We start from the raw sequence: 529 nt of genomic DNA, 5'->3' as shown, positions 1-529 counted from the left end.
GCCACCGTCGGCCGATTTAATCGACTCGGTAACGGTGGTTGGCCCCTTGTACACGTCGTTGCCCACCGTCACCGGCAAGCTGCCGGAACTCTGGCCTTCAGCGATGGTGATCACCTTGCCGCTGTCGAGGGTGACCGTCACCGGACCGTTTTGCGCGGTGACCGGGGCGCCGTTCTTGTCGGTCAGGGTGGCGGTGTAAGTGATCGTGCCGTTTTCGTCCACGCTCGGGGACGCGGTCAGGGTCACGGTGGTGTTGTCGTTGACATCGGTCACCGTGGTGGTCACCGGGGTCTTGATCGGGTTGATCGCTTCCAGATTGCCGCCCACCGCGTCCTTGATGGATTCGGTGACGGTGGTCGGGCCCTTGTACACGTCGTTGCCCACCGTCACCGGCAAGCTGCCGGAACTCTGACCTTCGGCGATGGTGATGACCTTGCCGCTGTCGAGGGTCACGGTGACCGGACCGTTTTGCGCGGTGACCGGGGCGCCGTTCTTGTCGGTCAGGGTCGCGGTGTAGGTGATGGTGCCG

1 protein-coding gene is annotated in these 529 nt (G+C 64.1%); it reads right to left on the bottom strand.

Annotated features, from left to right (window positions below; translation table 11 throughout):
• Positions 1 to 529: immunoglobulin-like domain-containing protein (locus CAF65_RS28420; RefSeq protein ID WP_158090080.1), on the bottom strand; the 529-nt coding region annotated here is incomplete at both ends.

The sequence above is a fragment of the Pseudomonas sp. B28(2017) genome (assembly GCF_002113025.1).
In the GTDB taxonomy this organism is placed as follows: Bacteria; Pseudomonadota; Gammaproteobacteria; order Pseudomonadales; family Pseudomonadaceae; genus Aquipseudomonas.
This window is presented reverse-complemented; position numbering and strand designations above follow the sequence as displayed.